The following is a 15,386-nucleotide window of genomic DNA, read 5'->3' on the forward strand; positions in this document are numbered from 1 at the left end:
GAAAACAATAAAGCTTATTAGTATTGATGCAAAGCATAACCACCTTTCAAATGGCCAACATTGTTAAAACCTAACCGTGCTAATGCTTGCGCAGCCAATTGCGAGCGACTACCACTGCGACAAACGAATACCAGCTCCTGTTCCTTTTGTTGCTGGTTCTTAACAAAGTGCACCAGCCGAGTTAAAGGTACATTGAATGTGAATTTTTTATCGTGTTGCAGTGCGTATTCGTGTGGTTCACGAATATCAATTAGCTTCATGTTCGTCGATGCCTTTACTGCCTTGGCTAAGCTGGCGCTGGTATATTCTCGTACCATAAATTCTTGGCAAGCAGCTATTAAGGCGCCACACATAATTTCTCTGTCTGGTTTATTCATAATTTTTTTATCCATGGCTATTTTTTGTCGAGAAAATTCTTCAGCATTTATTTCATCATTAATTACCTGAGTTAGTAGTGAGTTACGTGCCATTTCCGTTTCAATACGGCTAGTAAATTCGTTGTTATAGTCGTGACTTGGACAAAGCAGGCTCTTGGTGCCGATAAGCGCTGTTAGCAACTGTAAGCTTGAGTACATAGCAGCTGCACTACTGTTTGAAAAGTTTGTTCTGCCAAGGCTGTTCATTAAAATTAAATCGCCACAGAAGGTATAATGAACCCTCAATTTATCGCTTGAGTCTTTGATAGGTTCACATAGTACTAAGCTAATACTGTCGTTGGTATGACCCGGTGTCGCTATGTTAATTAACCACTTGTCGCCCAGTGTAATGTAAGGGTATTCATGACCATTAATTGTCGTTAGTTTTGCATCTGCGGGCCAACCGAGTGAGTTTGTTTGCTGTTCGGCTAGTTGTGATTGAGCGATATTTTGACGACATGAAATATGGTCTGCATGGCTGTGAGTATCAATGACAGCGATTAACTCAAGGCCTCGACAAGTGAGTAATGTGTGTAAACGATCGGTTAGCTCTGGCAAAGGATCAATAAAAACTGCTGATTTAGTTTTTTGATCTATGTATAACCAGCTACAACTTGCGCCGACTTTAAATTGCACAAGGCCATTTAGCTCAGCTTTAGCCTTGTTTTCTATAGTCGTTGTGTCGATAGTATTTTTATCAATAATCAAACAGCTTCGCTCTAATGCTTGCGCGGCGAAAACTATTCGACTGCAGGCACTGTCAATTTCGCTTTGTGTCATTGCAGGTCCAAATGACATTCTAATTGCCGATTCACTTTGCCATGCTGGGAGTCCCATGGCATCTAACACAAAACTACGTGTTATCTTAGAGCTGCAAGCTGAACCAGAGCTTACGCGGATATTAGCTGAATCAAATAAGTCCATTATTTCTTTTGAGCTTAATCCTGGGATGGCAAAATTAATGGTGGTCGGCACAGAGTTTTCAAAACTATGATTAAAAACAACTTCAGGAAATGCTTGAGTTAATGCTAAGACAATTTGCTGGCGAAATGAGTGTAGGTTTTCAACCGAAGTAAAATTTGATTCATTCTCATCAAGAAGCATAGTAAATATAACGCTTAGAGCCGCTAAACCCGGTAAGTTCTCGGTGCCGGAGCGTAAACCGCTTTCTTGACCGCCGCCAGCGATAAAAGGAGTGAACGGCGCATTTTCTTTAACATACATAAAACCAATGCCTTTGGGCGCATAAAGTTTGTGACCGCTAAAAGGTGCATAATCGATAGTTGTTTGCCCTAAGGATAAGTCTGTTTTACCTAAAGCTTGAACGCAGTCTACCATCCACGCTACCTTGGGATTATTGGCTCGTATGGTTTGATCTAGTAAACTTATATCTTGATAAACACCGGTTTCATTGTTTACCGCCATGGTACAAATCATCAAAGCGTTAGGTACTTCTTTAGCGATGAATTCCATATCAAGTTGCCCTTTTTCATTCACAGGGATCGCAACTATCTCAGCGTTTAACTCAAGTACTTCATTCCAATGTTTTAGTGATTCTGGTACCGCTTTATGTTCTGTTGCGCCGTATAAAAGGCTATAGTTTTCGTTGCAATTAAGTGTTTTTTTAGCATTGACTAATGCAGACAGTATTGCTGTTTGAATACCTTCAGTTGCACCGCTGGTGAAGATTATTTTGCCTTCATCGGTGCCAACAATGCGTTTTGCTTGTTGACGGGTTTTGTCGACTATCTGTTTCGCTTGCAAGCCAGTAACATGACTACTGCTAGGGTTGCCAAAGAAAGTTTCCATTGTTGATAATGCTGCAGAGGCCGCTTGCGGTAATACTTGCGTGGTCGCATTGGCATCGAGATAAATTAAATTGAGTGGCTGGTGAGTATCGCTAAGTCGTTTATTCATGAGACTCTCTTAAATAGTATTAAGTTATCTTGTTAATCTATCGCTTTAAGGGGAAGTCAAAAGGCTAAATTTAACAAGTTTTTACGTGAAGTTATTGTTCCATGTAGCAGAAAGTATTGTTTTGCTTATTTTTTTTAAAAGCAGTTATTGTTAGGTTTATATTCTAATATTTTGCTGAATTGGGGAAATTAAAACCATTTATGTTGGTTTTATGCTGGTTTCGGTTCTTTTTGTTTTATAGTTGATGTGAATTTTATAAAAGAGTTAATAAATGTTTGTTACAACGGCTATATTCACTCTGCCTAGGCAGTTGAATAAGTTATAATGCGCTTTTATCAACAAAATCAACTGGGTGTTGGGTATCAATTAATATGGAAATGATTGAATTAGCAGTTCCTGTGCTGGTGTTTTTTTTAATGTTTATCATAGGTGCAAGCATAGAGAAAACAGAGATAGAAAACCTTAGGGCGCAAAAGAAACAAGTTATCGCTGTGACTCTTGGACAAATGTTGTTGTTACCCCTTAGCGCTTGGTTAATCATTAAGGTGATGCAACCTCCTAGTTTAGTGGCTGGAGGCATGTTATTAGTCTCCCTTTGTCCAGGTGGGGCTGTTTCAAATATTTATAGTTTTTTAGCAAAAGCTAATGTGGCGCTATCAGTTACCTTAACCGCTTTTAATGGTGTGGTCTCAGTACTTGTTTTGCCGCTGGTGATGTTAACTGTATTCCCTTCTTTATTAGGTGTTGATTTCCCTTTAGAAAATATTATTGTGAAGCAAGCGCTTCAGCTCGTCTTATTGCTACTTTGTCCCGTTGTGCTTGGTATGATAGTTAGGTCTGTTAAGCCTGAATTGATGGTCAAACTTATGCCACCCTTGGAGAAAATAGGTGCAGTAGGATTACTATTACTTTTGTTAGCGATTTTCTCTAAATTTCATCAAAAAATTGTTGAGCAATTATCTTCATTACTCTTATTGGCATTGATGTTCACTTTTGCTTCATTGGTCATTGCATATTGTTTAAGTTATTTTTTACAACTCAATAATAAGGATGAGGCTGCCGTGGTGATCGAGTTTCCTGTGCGAAATCTTGCTTTGGCAGCCTTGATTGCAGTTAGTATCTTTAATAATTCTGACTATTTACTATTTGCTGCTGTCTTTTTTGTGATTCAAACACCTATTATGCTATGCATCATCAGCCTGTATCGTTCCGCGTTATCAAGAAGTAGGCTCTAAGCTCATTAAACCATGGTATTGTTATTGAGTGTCACAGAAGGTAACTCTTGAAATAGTTGACGGTATTCTCCAGCAAACCGGCCCAACTCTATAAAGCCCCAATTTAATGCTATATCGACAATACGATCTTTTTTGGGGTGAGCGAGGACTAAATCACGTTTTACACCATTAAGGCGAACCAAGCGTAAATAGCGTATTGGTGTAATGCCTAGGTACTCTTTAAATGCGTACTGAAGATTCCTTTCACTTAACTGTGCAATATTACAAAGTTCAGGAATCGTCGGGACTTGAGCGGCATAGTGGTGAAGGTAATCAATCACTAAACGTACACCTTTGACTCTGTTAGATTGATTTACTTGTTGCTCATTAATGGGAGTTGTTTTAGTGAGTACAGCCAAAGTCAGTCTTAAAATACTATCTGCTAGCATGCGTTGAGCATTTTCTTTTTTTAATATTTCGGGACTATTTTGTACTGTCGTAAGAATACTCTCTAGACCATCAGCATAGTTTTTTAATGACGAAGGCTCAGTTAAAGAAGCTTTACTGATTAACCAGATATTTGGAATTTCTTCACCGGTGAGTAATTCAATATTACGGCAAAAAGTCTCTCTATCAAATGCGGCAACGATAAATTTTAAATGTTGTTTAAAACTGGCATCCCAAAAACCACCCGTAGCTTGCAATATGGTATTTTTTCCTCTTTGTTTTCCACAATAGTTAAAGTTGTCGGCATTTGAAATTACTGCTGCAAATGGAAGAAACGTGCTTGCAGGGGCTGCTTCAATTAATGCCCCCGCATTGAGGTTTTCTCGAAAAATTTGTACGTCACCTAAGTTGGCTTCTAGATATTCACCATTTAGTTTGCCTGGTTGCAATTGAGTATATCGTCGATTTTTATGAAGCTGAAATTGTGATAGTTCGTCAACATCTGATGTTGATATTTCTCTGACAATACTGTCAGTAGTGGTATAGGGAACTGCTTGGTGAATTTCCATCGCTTATTAACGTCCTTTATTTATAAGCATTTTTTGTCTCGTTAAATTAATCGTGACATAAATAGCACGTTTTCGGAAACTGCATACTCATGCCTATTCAACGTTAATATACTTTCTCAGATACTATAAATGGATTTTAAAGCTCAATACAGCGTTATTTCTACTGTATTTGAGTGGCCGTCATTTTGGATGTAAGCCGACGAAGTCCACGGGGAAAATGAATTTAATCACTATAAAGGCACTTTGGAAACTTTTATGAAAAAAATAATAAGTATTCTTTCAACGGTTATATTACTAACCAGTTGTGCAGAAAAAACCGAATCAGTCTCAGCCAATGTGGCTGCGGGGCCCGAGGCTAAGAAACCCAATATTTTGCTCTTGGTGGCAGATGATACTGCCTTTGGTGATATCGGAGCCTATGGCTCAGAGGTTCACACACCGAATATGAATAAAATTGCTGATGCGGGCATTCGCTTTACTAACTTCCACGTGTCTCCTGTTTGTTCAGTAACACGTTCAATGCTTTTTACCGGTAACGATAATATTGAAGTGGGTTTAGGATCTTTTGATTACTCTATTTACCCGCCGACCAGAGGTAAAAAAGGTTATGAAGGTTATCTCACTAAAGATGCCGTAACAATTTCGGAGTTATTAAATGATGATGGTTATGAAGTATATAAATCAGGTAAATGGCATTTAGGTGGTGAAGAGTCCGGCGGCAAAGGACCACTCGAGTGGGGCTTCACTAAAGAATTTGGTATTTTATCTGGAGGCTCTAACCATTGGAATGATTTAGCCATGACGCCTGATTTTAAAGATCCTAATGGTCTTAATGTTAAAAGAAAAGAAGACTGGACGTTAAACGGCGAAGAATATGATCGCCCTGACGGGGTATATTCTGGTGAGATATACACTAATCAGATGTTAGCGTTTATTAAAGGTGCTAAAAAGGATACACCTTGGTTTGCTTATATGGCGTTCACAACTGCGCACTTTCCTATTCAAGCTCCTCAAGAGTTGATCATGAAATATTATCCTAAGTACCTAGAGTTAGGTTATGCAGGATTGAAGAAATCCCGTTATGAAAGTTTAAAAGCGCAAGGTTTGATTTCACACGAAGCTACAGAAGCACCGTTTAATAGTTTAACGAAAAAATGGCAAGATCTCTCTCAAGAAAATAAAGAGAAACAAGCTAAAATCATGGCAACGTACGCGGCCATGATTGAAGATCAAGATAATCGTATCGGTCAAATTTTAGCTTACCTGAGAGAATCAGGTCAGTTAGATAATACCTTAGTTGTTTATATGACAGATAACGGCCCTGAAGGTTTTGAACCGACCAATCCAAAAACTGGTAATCCCGAAATGGCAAAATGGCTTGAGAATCAATTTGATTCATCTTTTGAAGCCATTGGAACTGCAAACTCGGAAAATGTTATTGGCACTTCTTGGGCAAATGCTGCTACTGGCGGATTACAATGGTGGAAGTGGTTTGTTGGTGAGGGTGGTATACGTGTTCCTCTAATGATAGTACCGCCAGGTGGTTTCAGCACTGATTATGCTAGAGCGGGTCAAAAGTCAAACGCGGTTGTTTATGTGAAAGATGTTCCTATGACTATTTTGGAATACGCCAATGTTGAACACCCGATGACTGAGTATAAAAGTAAAAAGGTAATACCGCCAAGTGGCATCAGCATCAAACCTTTTTTAGATGGACAATCTGATGTGGTTAGAACCGAGAGTGACTGGTGGGCATTTGAACTCTTTGGTAATGGTTATGTGATGCAAGGTGAATTTAAAGCGATGAAAGTTAGAACCGGTATGTTCGGAGATGGCAAATGGCACTTATATAACGTGGTCTCCGATCCATCAGAGTCTAAGCCGTTAGAAGCTAAGCACCCAGAGAAACTAAAAGCAATGATTTCCCTTTATGAGAGCTATATTGCAAAAAATAATATCTTACCAGTAGATTCCGCTTGGAGTGCATTCCAAGGGGCAAGCCAATAAGTCACACCGTTAATTGTGATGATAATAAAAGGTGATGTGCTAAATGAGTACATCATCTTTTTTATTGATGATTGGTTATGCATTTCGTGCATCTTTGTTAGTTGTTTTTATCATTACCTTTAATGATCATAGGTCAGCAATATCGATTGCGAGTTCAAGTACTGCAACCTCTAATAACTAAGGGGGACGCCATTACATGCCATTCGATAAAATGAGCAAAGATGGCTATCGTTTATTATCGGCGGTGAAAGCGAAAAAATAGTTTACTACTGAGTGGTCTGGCTATATTCGAAGCTTTAAAAAAATAAAAAACACCTTATTCATAAAAGCCAGTAAGTTAGAAAATAACTCGCTGGTTTTTTAGTTTTATGATGCCTTCAATACTTCACAAATTATGAATATTTATGAAATTTATTATTCTTATTCTCTGTCTTATTTTTGTACACAACAATTAATTACACTTAAAGGATATCACTATGGACAACAAAAAAATTGCCACTGCAGCTATCTCAAGTATTTTAGCATTAGGCGTGTTAACTGCGACTTCTGTTAATGCCGTCCCAAATCAACCTACCTCATGGGAAAAGTGTGCAGGTATAGCCAAAGCAGGTAAAAATGACTGTGGCGCGTTAAATGGTAGTCATAATTGCGCCGGACAAGCAACAACGGATAACTCTCCTCATGAGTGGGTTTATGTCCCTAAAGGCACTTGTGACAAAATTACCGGTGGTGTGGTCAAAGCGTTAAAACCAGCAAAAAAATAGCTGAGAAAATAGAGGTTAGTCGTTTTGTTTGATTTATGGTAAAGGCGCTGAACTAATGTTCTATGCGCCTCACCAATTTTACTTTTAATCGATTTGATATGGCTTCATCATGCAAAGTATTCAAGGCGTTGGAATATCACTGAAACATCAGCACTTCCGAGAGTTTCTTAACAATAAGCCAGACGTTCCTTGGCTAGAGATTCATACTGAAAACTTCTTCAGTCCAGCAAGTACTGCGTCAAAATATTTGGCTCAAATCCGCCAACATTATGCCATCTCTGCCCATTGTGTCGGCATGTCATTGGGCTCTGCTGCGATTAATTGTCCTATTCGTGAGCAACACTTACACAAGATTAAAAATACTGTTGAATGGTTACAGCCAGGGTTGGTTTCTGATCACCTTTCGTGGAGCGCATCACCGGCTGGACATTTCTTACCTGACTTGTTACCTATCCCGCTTACTGAAGAAGCTTTTACTATTGTCGCTAACAATATTAGGCGCGCGCAAGATATTCTTCAAAGGCAGATATTAGTCGAAAACCCCTCAAGTTATTTAACGTATGTAGACTCCCCGATGACAGAGTGGCAGTTTTTATCTGCGTTGGCAGAGGACACGGGTTGTGGCTTATTACTTGATGTAAATAATATTTATGTCAGTGCCCATAATCATCACTTTGACAGCTTAACTTATCTAAAGAATATGCCGCTATCTGCGGTAAAGGAAATACATTTAGCTGGTTTTAGTACTGAGGTTATTGAAGGAAAAGAGCTTTATATAGATACCCATGGTCATAGGGTATGTGATGATGTTTGGCAGTTATATGAGCAAGCAATTAAACGTTTTGGCGCCATACCCACTCTGATTGAATGGGATACTAATATTCCTGAACTTGCTGTTTTGTTGGATGAAAAAAGCAAAGCGGAAGCGATTATTAACAAGGTTGAATGTATCGAAAATTCAAGGCATATAGCTGATGCAGTTAATGGGCAGGGCAGATTATGACTACACTCGCGCAGCTGCAAACAAACTTTATCCATGATTGTTTATCGGGCACGCTAACGGCTGATAATACGTTAATGGCTAAAGATCTTGATACGCAATTCATATCGGCCCGAGGTCTGATGGGAATTTATCAGCATAGTGCCATCGCCAATATCACTAATTCTTTACGCCTTAGTTATCCTGTGATTGAAAAGTTAGTGGGTAAGGACTTTTTTCAACTAATGTGTAAATCCTATATTGTTAAGCATTGGCCAACCACAGGCAATATGGATGACTACGGCGAAAGTTTTTCATCATTCTTGGCTGCATTTGAGCAAGTTAAACATTTATCATATCTTGAAGATGTTGCACAGCTTGAGTGGCTTTTTCATCAAAGCTCATTAGCGAATGATAATAGTTATTTTGATTGGACTCGCTTGGCAAAAGTTACTACATCAGAGAATATTACGTTTCTATTGAGTCCATCAGTTTCAATAATGCGTTCGGCTACGCCAGTTGACAAAATTTGGCAGATGAATCAAGAGAATGCGCCTGAAAATAATGAGCTCTCTCTTGATGGTACGAGTGATACTTTTATCGTGCTATTTCGTCAAGGATTAAAAACTGAAATGATGACGGTAGCTGAGAGTGAATTTACCTTTTTACAGTCAATTGAAATGGGTCTGAATTTTGAAGTAACGATTGAAAGTGCTAAGGCTGTCAATGCCGACATTGCTATAGACGATTGCCTCAAGAAATATATTGAATTAGGCATTATCAGCGGGTTTTCAATTTAGTTTTTTTGTTAGTAAAACTAATTAACAGGAGTGATGAGTAAGAAAAACCAGTACTAATCCATGTGGTGTTAGTACTGGTTTTTAAGTCGTTTACTTATAAAAAAGTTATAAACTATTTATAAGTCAGCGTGAGGACCGAATACTTCATAATGAATGTTACTTGCAGCTACGCCTAATGCCAGTAATTGCTGTTTAGCAAACTGCATAAAGGGAATTGGGCCACAAAGATAGAAATCACCTTGTTCAATAGGTAAATCTATTTGAGTAAAATCCATCATTCCTTGCCGTATATGTTGCTGTGATACCTCGCCCGTTCGGTACCAAATATGTTGTTGCCAATTATGTTGCTCAATAAGCTCTGTCGTTCGTTGAGCAAATGAATGTTGTTCACTGTTTTCACAAGCATGCAGATACAGAACAGGATGGTTATAACCTTGTTGTGCTAGTGTTTCTAAAATGGCTTGCATCGGCGTTATACCGACACCCGCAGAAAGCAGTACTACAGGTGCTTGGCGATCATGAAAGAAAAAATCACCTGCTGGCGCGTATAAATTGATGCTATCACCAATATTTACCTCATCATGCAAATAGTTAGATACTATGCCTTTAGCTGTGATGCCATCTAGGCTATTTACTTCTCGTTTGACGGAAATTCTATAGGTTTGTTCATTGGCTTTAGTTGATAATGAATATTGACGAATTTCTTTAAATTCTCTGCTTGGATCTGCTACTTCAATACCTAGATATTGACCTGGTTGAAAGCTAATAACGGCTTGGTCATCAACGGGCATAAAGACAAAACTGGTGACGAGTTTTGACTCCATCACTTTATCGACTACAGTAAAAGCTCTGGCATCACGCCAACCACCCAAGGTTTCTGCGCGCTCTTGATATAACTGTGCTTCACGGTCAATAAATATTTGTGCTAAAAATTGATAAGCAGCAGTCCACGCTTCTTCAACATCAGCTGTAAACACATCGCTGGCTAATTCACGCAGGGTTTCAATAAGGTGATGACCAACAATGGCATAATGATCGGCTTTGATATTAAAGCTGGTATGTTTTTGCGCAATGCGCTCCACAGCCGTGGTTAATGCCGCAAGGTTTTCAATATTTTTAGCATAGGCAGCAATGGCTTCAAATAAAGCAACTTGTTGTCTCCCTGAATGTTGATTGGCCATATTGAAGATGTCTTGCAGTTCAGGGTTGTGGCTGAATAAGCGTTGATAAAAATGCCCCGTTAATGCTGGCCCTGCGTTTTCTAACAGGGGAATAGTACTCTTAATAATGTCGATATGTTTATCAGTTAACATGATTACTCCTAAGGTAAACTGAAGTGAAAAATTCGCCCTAGATAAAGTCACCTAGGTTCTCTTTTAAATTATTGTTTTGATGAATATTTTTTACTTTTGTTTTAACGACTAAAGAATTTTTCAACCTTTTTAGCGGTTAAAATAGGCAAGTAAACCTTTATGAAAAACAAGCCGGCGATTAACCAAGCTAGCGCGCTAATATTCCAAGCAAGCAATGCTTGTGATGTTATCGTTGGCAGTACGGCTCGGGTAAATGCTGAAAAGATAATCAGGAAGAACACCCAGGAAACTAATTTACTCGGTATTAATGCTCGCCCTGTATGCCCTAAAGATACTCGAGCCATCATGGCAAAAATCATCAAGCCCATTGCTGCGATGGTGATTAAGTGTAAGGCATCAGTAAAAGTTATTGATACGCTAAAGTATTCAATGCTTTGCGCTTGAAAATAACTTAAGCCTAGTAATATAAGCCCGAAACCTAAGGCAAAATAGGCGATATGCAGTGACCATAATAGAGCGATATTACGGGTAGCAAAACTACGCCAAAAGCCTTGTCTGATAAGGTGCAGTAAACCAGCTGCTATCATTAAAATTGCCGGACTAAAGGGCAATTCAATAAAAGCAGAACTCAAGAAGGCTAATACTCCCAAAATAGACGTGATTGTTAATAAAGGTGTTAAACAGTTGGGCGTTTTGATTGGGTCAAGCTTAGCACCTGAAACGGTGAAAAAGGGAATGACACGACCACCTAAAATACCCATCAATAAACAAAACATTAATACACTGGTTCTAGCAATGTGTCGGGTCACTTCATGGTAGCCGTTAAAATCAAGCAGCAGTAAAGCAATATTGAGTGACATTAATACTGTTAACAATGGAATAAATAAGTAATTTCGTCGGTTGTTACCTTTGAGCACTAAACGAGTAAAGACAATAATTGAGCCTAACCACCAGAAACTTTGTAAGACGATAGCCACAATAATAGTACTAGGTGAGTTAACTAATAATGCAACTCTAACGAGTAACCACAGCCCGACGAAAGCAAGTACCGATAAGCCCTTAATGCTTGGTTGGCCTGTCCAAGTTTGTGCGGCAGTAAGAATAAAACCGACGGCAACGGTGGCACCAAAACCAAAAATCATTTCATGAATATGCCAAGCCAGCGGAGTAATGCCATTGTCATTAAAGGTGAAGTAGCCGTTAAAATAAGCAGCCCATATTCCTAGTGCGACCATAGAACAAGCAACGGCCAGTAAAAAGTAGCTTCTAAAGGGCAAATCTAATATCGGGTGTTGTGCTACATAATTTAGTGCATTGCTATCTTGATGATCTGAGCTTGGTTGATCATAGTTTAATTGAGCGCTTTCTGAGTCTTGAATTTGTAACATATTAAAAGTTCCTTTGACCAAAGCCATGTAAAGCAATACAGCGCAATACATAGCCAATTTTGAGTAAACCCGCGAAAACAATCGTGGCTATATGTGCGGATACTTGCGCTGATATAGTGAAATGCTCATCAATAACGAAAGTCATAAAAACAGAAGTGATCACGATAAAAAAAGACAACAACATTAAATAGTTACCTATAACCAAGCACTTTTGAAAAGCGAGTGCATTCTCTATCTTAGGCAGTTGAGCAGCGATGAAAAATTGCGAATACATAATAAGCCCTTCTTGATTGTTGTTGATTTACTTTGATTACGGTTAGTAATTGCAAAGCAAATGCCAAGTTTGTTTTTCCTTTTTATACAATGGTTTAGGTATTTTCTATATATATAGGAAGTCATTATGACTCACTTGGTGTGTAGTCATAATGACTCTTATGTGTTACTTTGTCTCTTTGTCCGTATCATAAAAGTGTTTTAACACTGCATGGGCGTTAATCAGGGCAATCTTTTCAATAGGAAAGTTATGAAAAAAATATCATCAACAGCCATTATTGAGTTAGCTCTTGACCTTGCGACGAGTTTAAATAGCGAAGATAGGTTCGATCGGTTATTAGATACTGTTAGAAAAACAATTGCTTGTGATGCTGTCGCGTTACTTTCTTTTCATGGTGATGTGCTTAAACCTATTGCGTTGCAAGGGTTAAGTAGAGACACCTTAGGTCGTCGTTTTTATGTTGAAGAACATCCTAGGTTTTTAGCACTTTGTCAGTCAAAATCGCCCATTCGTTTTGCGGCAGACTCACCATTACCTGATCCCTATGACGGTTTATTGATTGACCGTGAGGGTGATTTACCTGTGCATTCATGCATGGGGTTGCCACTGTATTATGCTGATAAGCTTTTGGGTTTATTAACGATTGATAGTCTCACCCCCCATGATTTTGAAGACATTGAAGTGCGTATGTTAGAGGTGATTTCAGCCATTGCAGCTGCAACACTCAATACGGCCTTTTTGTTAGAGCAACTTGAAAGTAGGGCAGATCATTCGCAGCGGGTGGTGGCAGAATTAACAGAAGAAGCGTGGAAACGAGATGGTGGAGAGCTCATTGGTGAGAGCCTCATTATGTCGCAACTCAAACAAGAACTAGATATTGTTGCTTCTTCTGATTTTAATATTTTAATTTACGGTGAAACAGGGGTCGGTAAAGAATTAGTTGCGCGAACTCTACATCAAAAGTCACTGCGCCAGCATGGGCCTATGGTTTATGTCAATTGTGCCGCTTTACCGGAAAACTTAATTGAAAGTGAACTCTTTGGTCATGTAAAAGGTGCTTTTACGGGAGCTGATAGAAACCGTGCCGGCAAATTTTCTCTCGCGAATGGCGGGACATTATTTTTAGATGAAATAGGAGAGTTGCCTATAGGTGCTCAGAGTAAAATATTAAGAGCAATACAGAGCAATGAAATTCAGCCCGTTGGTCAAGATAATGTTGAGGAAGTAGATGTTCGTATTGTCGCTGCTACCAATAGAGACTTAAAGGAAGAAGTGGGAGAGGGGCGTTTTCGTGCCGATTTGTATCATAGATTAAGCGTATACCCCATCAGAGTGCCGAGACTTTATGAAAGAGTGGGTGATGTACAGTTATTAGCCGGTTACTTTGTCGAACAAACTAGACGAAAGCTTGGTATACCTCAACTTAAAATCACTGAGCAAGCTGTTGTTCATTTAACACAATATAACTGGCCTGGTAATGTCCGTGAACTAGAGCATGTTGTGAGTAGGGCAACCTTAAAAGCAAGGGCACGCCAGCGAGATAAAGCGATAATTTCAATAGATAAGGTTGATTGCGGTTCACTTAACACGTTGGGCGAAGAATTGCCGAAGGAGTTTACCGCTGAAACAGGATCATCAGCAAATAATGAGCAGCAAGTTCATTTGAATTTGAAAACAGAAACAGAAACTTTTCAAAAAGACTTAATTAGCCGTATTCTTAAAGAAGAAGATGGCAATTGGGCTGCTGCGGCAAGGCGACTATCGACAGATCGTGCTAATTTAAATCGTATCGCCAAGCGGTTGAATATTAAAGTGGTGAAATCTGTTCTTTAAGTCACTCATTCTACTGAGCAGATTTCTATATTACTGATTTTGATATTCCTATATCGTTGGTATTTTTTAGGTACAAATTGGTTATAGGTTTTGCAAATTTCGTTAATATTAGGCTTCGATTTAAGAAGTTCTCTAATTTGCCATCGAAAAAGATAGCAATCGCTGAAAGTACCAGCGTTATTAGTGGCACATATATAATTGAACTGACAATGCCTCCGTTGTTATACATATTTAGTCCGGTAGGTATAGTTAGTATTAAGAGAGCAATGATTCGATAAATCACCATGATTATAGAACTAAGCATTAGGTTATCCTCGCTTTGACCGTTTGGATAATGTTAGTGTTATAGGGCAATAGTTACAAAAGGAAAATATTCACCGTATAGGTGAATTAAAATAACCTATAGAGTGGTGAGTATTAAATGGAGTTAAGCTCGGATAACTTGGTTAACCAGTCAAGAAAGCAGTGAATATCATGGCGATTTTGATCTTCTTCACTGTATACAGCATAGAGTGACTGATCGAAATTTACTGATTTTTCAAACGGTAACACTAACAAATTGCGTTCAATTAATGCATGCTCAATCGGCATGATTGCTAGAGCTAAACCCAAGCCCTGTTCTGCGGCTTGTAATGAAGCATCGTAATCACTAAAGGTTAATTGATGCTTATATTGCATTTTAGGTAGCTGCATAGCTGCCGACCAGGTGCGCCAAATATTATTCATATTGGCAAGGTCGATAAGGGGAACTTGGCTAATTTGTTCGGGTGAAGTCAGTTTATGTTTTTTGGCAAAGTCTGCAGAGCATACTGCATGGGCTGTCAGGTTAAGTAATTTTTTAACTACAACTCCCGGCCAATCTCCTTTTCCCATGCGTATGGCCAAATCACAGTCATCGTAACGTAAGTCAGTGATATTCATCCCCGTTTCAATACGAATATCAATAGTTGGATGCTGTTGCTGAAAGTCACTTAATTTAGGGATAATGACATTACTAGCCATAGTGGTAAAAGTCGATATTTTAAGTGAAGGTGATGAAAATTTATTACTGACAATTTTTGTACCTTGTTCAAGCTTATGTATGCCCTGTTGTACATAGTGTAAATAGACTTTACCAGCAGCATTTAGTGCGACACCACGGCTTTTTCTCTGGAATAACTCAAAACCTAAAAAAGCTTCTAATGCCTTAATTTGATGACTAACTGCCGAGGGAGTTATAAATAATTCAGCTGCCGCCTGTTTAAAGTTTTCATGGCGAGCGGCAGCTTCAAAAATTCCAAAAAGATGTAACGCAGGTAGCTTGTTTGACATGATGGTAAACACTAGCAGTAAGGTAATGATAACTACAATGATATGTGATCGTTTGAATAATTAATAGATGAATAAAATTAATCATTACCTTTGTGTTTTATGGTAATTATTCCTGCTATGTGACAGGGCTTGATTAATCAAAGTGATAGAGTTT

General features: G+C 38.7%; 13 protein-coding genes. 7 read left to right on the forward strand and 6 right to left on the reverse strand.

Annotation, left to right across the window (positions count from 1 at the left end; genetic code table 11):
- Window positions 1-17 precede the first annotated feature (17 nt).
- Entirely contained in the window at window positions 18-2,333 is a 2,316-nt protein-coding gene (locus ND2E_RS03325) for an aminotransferase class V-fold PLP-dependent enzyme (protein WP_033095409.1), read from the reverse strand.
- Between the two features lie 371 nt (window positions 2,334-2,704).
- Here ND2E_RS03325 and ND2E_RS03320 point away from each other — a divergent pair, with 371 nt between their 5' ends.
- Window positions 2,705-3,568, forward strand: a complete 864-nt coding sequence (locus ND2E_RS03320) for a bile acid:sodium symporter family protein (RefSeq protein ID WP_033095410.1) — start codon at window positions 2,705-2,707, stop codon at window positions 3,566-3,568.
- Between the two features lie 5 nt (window positions 3,569-3,573).
- Here the strand turns inward: ND2E_RS03320 and ND2E_RS22540 are convergent, their stop codons facing one another.
- Window positions 3,574-4,563 carry a helix-turn-helix domain-containing protein gene (locus ND2E_RS22540; protein WP_052056933.1) on the reverse strand — a complete coding sequence of 330 codons (990 nt, stop codon included), beginning with the start codon at window positions 4,561-4,563 and terminating at the stop codon, window positions 3,574-3,576.
- 255 nt (window positions 4,564-4,818) lie between these two features.
- Here ND2E_RS22540 and ND2E_RS03315 point away from each other — a divergent pair, with 255 nt between their 5' ends.
- From ND2E_RS03315 to ND2E_RS03300, 5 genes are all read left to right on the forward strand, one after another.
- Window positions 4,819-6,570: an arylsulfatase gene (locus ND2E_RS03315; RefSeq protein WP_033095411.1), complete on the forward strand. Its 1,752-nt coding sequence runs from the start codon at window positions 4,819-4,821 to the stop codon at window positions 6,568-6,570.
- Between the two features lie 43 nt (window positions 6,571-6,613).
- Window positions 6,614-6,751 carry a hypothetical protein gene (locus ND2E_RS23205; protein ID WP_190277866.1) on the forward strand — a complete coding sequence of 46 codons (138 nt, stop codon included), beginning with the start codon at window positions 6,614-6,616 and terminating at the stop codon, window positions 6,749-6,751.
- A 295-nt stretch (window positions 6,752-7,046) separates the two neighbouring features.
- On the forward strand, window positions 7,047-7,334 hold the full coding sequence (locus tag ND2E_RS03310; protein WP_033095412.1) for a BufA1 family periplasmic bufferin-type metallophore: 288 nt from the start codon (window positions 7,047-7,049) through the stop codon (window positions 7,332-7,334).
- A 109-nt stretch (window positions 7,335-7,443) separates the two neighbouring features.
- Complete coding sequence (gene bufB, locus ND2E_RS03305) at window positions 7,444-8,337, forward strand: MNIO family bufferin maturase (protein WP_052056935.1); 894 nt, start codon at window positions 7,444-7,446, stop codon at window positions 8,335-8,337.
- Complete coding sequence (locus tag ND2E_RS03300; protein ID WP_033095413.1) at window positions 8,334-9,113, forward strand: HvfC/BufC N-terminal domain-containing protein; 780 nt, start codon at window positions 8,334-8,336, stop codon at window positions 9,111-9,113. Before bufB ends, ND2E_RS03300 begins: the two co-directional genes overlap by 4 nt.
- Window positions 9,114-9,229: 116 nt before the next feature.
- Here ND2E_RS03300 and hmpA read toward each other — a convergent pair whose 3' ends face one another.
- From hmpA to ND2E_RS03285, 3 genes are read right to left on the reverse strand one after another with little or no spacing between them, the layout of a single operon-like run.
- The gene (hmpA, locus tag ND2E_RS03295; RefSeq protein WP_223303689.1) at window positions 9,230-10,477 is read right to left on the reverse strand and encodes an NO-inducible flavohemoprotein; all 1,248 of its coding nucleotides are present in this window, start codon (window positions 10,475-10,477) and stop codon (window positions 9,230-9,232) included.
- A 50-nt stretch (window positions 10,478-10,527) separates the two neighbouring features.
- Window positions 10,528-11,814 carry an NnrS family protein gene (locus ND2E_RS03290; protein ID WP_033095415.1) on the reverse strand — a complete coding sequence of 429 codons (1,287 nt, stop codon included), beginning with the start codon at window positions 11,812-11,814 and terminating at the stop codon, window positions 10,528-10,530.
- 1 nt (window position 11,815) lies between these two features.
- Complete coding sequence (locus tag ND2E_RS03285; RefSeq protein WP_033095416.1) at window positions 11,816-12,088, reverse strand: hypothetical protein; 273 nt, start codon at window positions 12,086-12,088, stop codon at window positions 11,816-11,818.
- 249 nt (window positions 12,089-12,337) lie between these two features.
- Between ND2E_RS03285 and norR the strand changes: the two genes are divergently transcribed.
- Window positions 12,338-13,921 carry a nitric oxide reductase transcriptional regulator NorR gene (norR, locus tag ND2E_RS03280; protein WP_033095417.1) on the forward strand — a complete coding sequence of 528 codons (1,584 nt, stop codon included), beginning with the start codon at window positions 12,338-12,340 and terminating at the stop codon, window positions 13,919-13,921.
- Between the two features lie 417 nt (window positions 13,922-14,338).
- On the opposite strand, the gene ND2E_RS03270 is transcribed toward norR, so the two are convergent.
- Window positions 14,339-15,232 carry a LysR substrate-binding domain-containing protein gene (locus tag ND2E_RS03270; protein ID WP_033095419.1) on the reverse strand — a complete coding sequence of 298 codons (894 nt, stop codon included), beginning with the start codon at window positions 15,230-15,232 and terminating at the stop codon, window positions 14,339-14,341.
- Window positions 15,233-15,386: the final 154 nt, after the last annotated feature.

Source organism: Colwellia psychrerythraea (assembly GCF_000764225.1).
GTDB classification, from domain to species: Bacteria; Pseudomonadota; Gammaproteobacteria; order Enterobacterales; family Alteromonadaceae; genus Colwellia; species Colwellia psychrerythraea_D.

Bases quoted from the DNA above. Each gene is read 5' to 3' on its own strand.
- norR (WP_033095417.1), top strand. From the start codon at position 12,338: ATGAAAAAAATATCATCAACAGCCATTATTGAGTTAGCTCTTGACCTT.
- ND2E_RS03310 (WP_033095412.1), top strand. From the start codon at position 7,047: ATGGACAACAAAAAAATTGCCACTGCAGCTATCTCAAGTATTTTAGCA.
- ND2E_RS03315 (WP_033095411.1), top strand. From the start codon at position 4,819: ATGAAAAAAATAATAAGTATTCTTTCAACGGTTATATTACTAACCAGT.
- bufB (WP_052056935.1), top strand. From the start codon at position 7,444: ATGCAAAGTATTCAAGGCGTTGGAATATCACTGAAACATCAGCACTTC.
- ND2E_RS03290 (WP_033095415.1), bottom strand. From the start codon at position 11,814: ATGTTACAAATTCAAGACTCAGAAAGCGCTCAATTAAACTATGATCAA.
- ND2E_RS03285 (WP_033095416.1), bottom strand. From the start codon at position 12,088: ATGTATTCGCAATTTTTCATCGCTGCTCAACTGCCTAAGATAGAGAAT.
- ND2E_RS22540 (WP_052056933.1), bottom strand. From the start codon at position 4,563: ATGGAAATTCACCAAGCAGTTCCCTATACCACTACTGACAGTATTGTC.
- ND2E_RS23205 (WP_190277866.1), top strand. From the start codon at position 6,614: ATGAGTACATCATCTTTTTTATTGATGATTGGTTATGCATTTCGTGCA.
- ND2E_RS03270 (WP_033095419.1), bottom strand. From the start codon at position 15,232: ATGTCAAACAAGCTACCTGCGTTACATCTTTTTGGAATTTTTGAAGCT.
- ND2E_RS03300 (WP_033095413.1), top strand. From the start codon at position 8,334: ATGACTACACTCGCGCAGCTGCAAACAAACTTTATCCATGATTGTTTA.
- ND2E_RS03320 (WP_033095410.1), top strand. From the start codon at position 2,705: ATGGAAATGATTGAATTAGCAGTTCCTGTGCTGGTGTTTTTTTTAATG.
- ND2E_RS03325 (WP_033095409.1), bottom strand. From the start codon at position 2,333: ATGAATAAACGACTTAGCGATACTCACCAGCCACTCAATTTAATTTAT.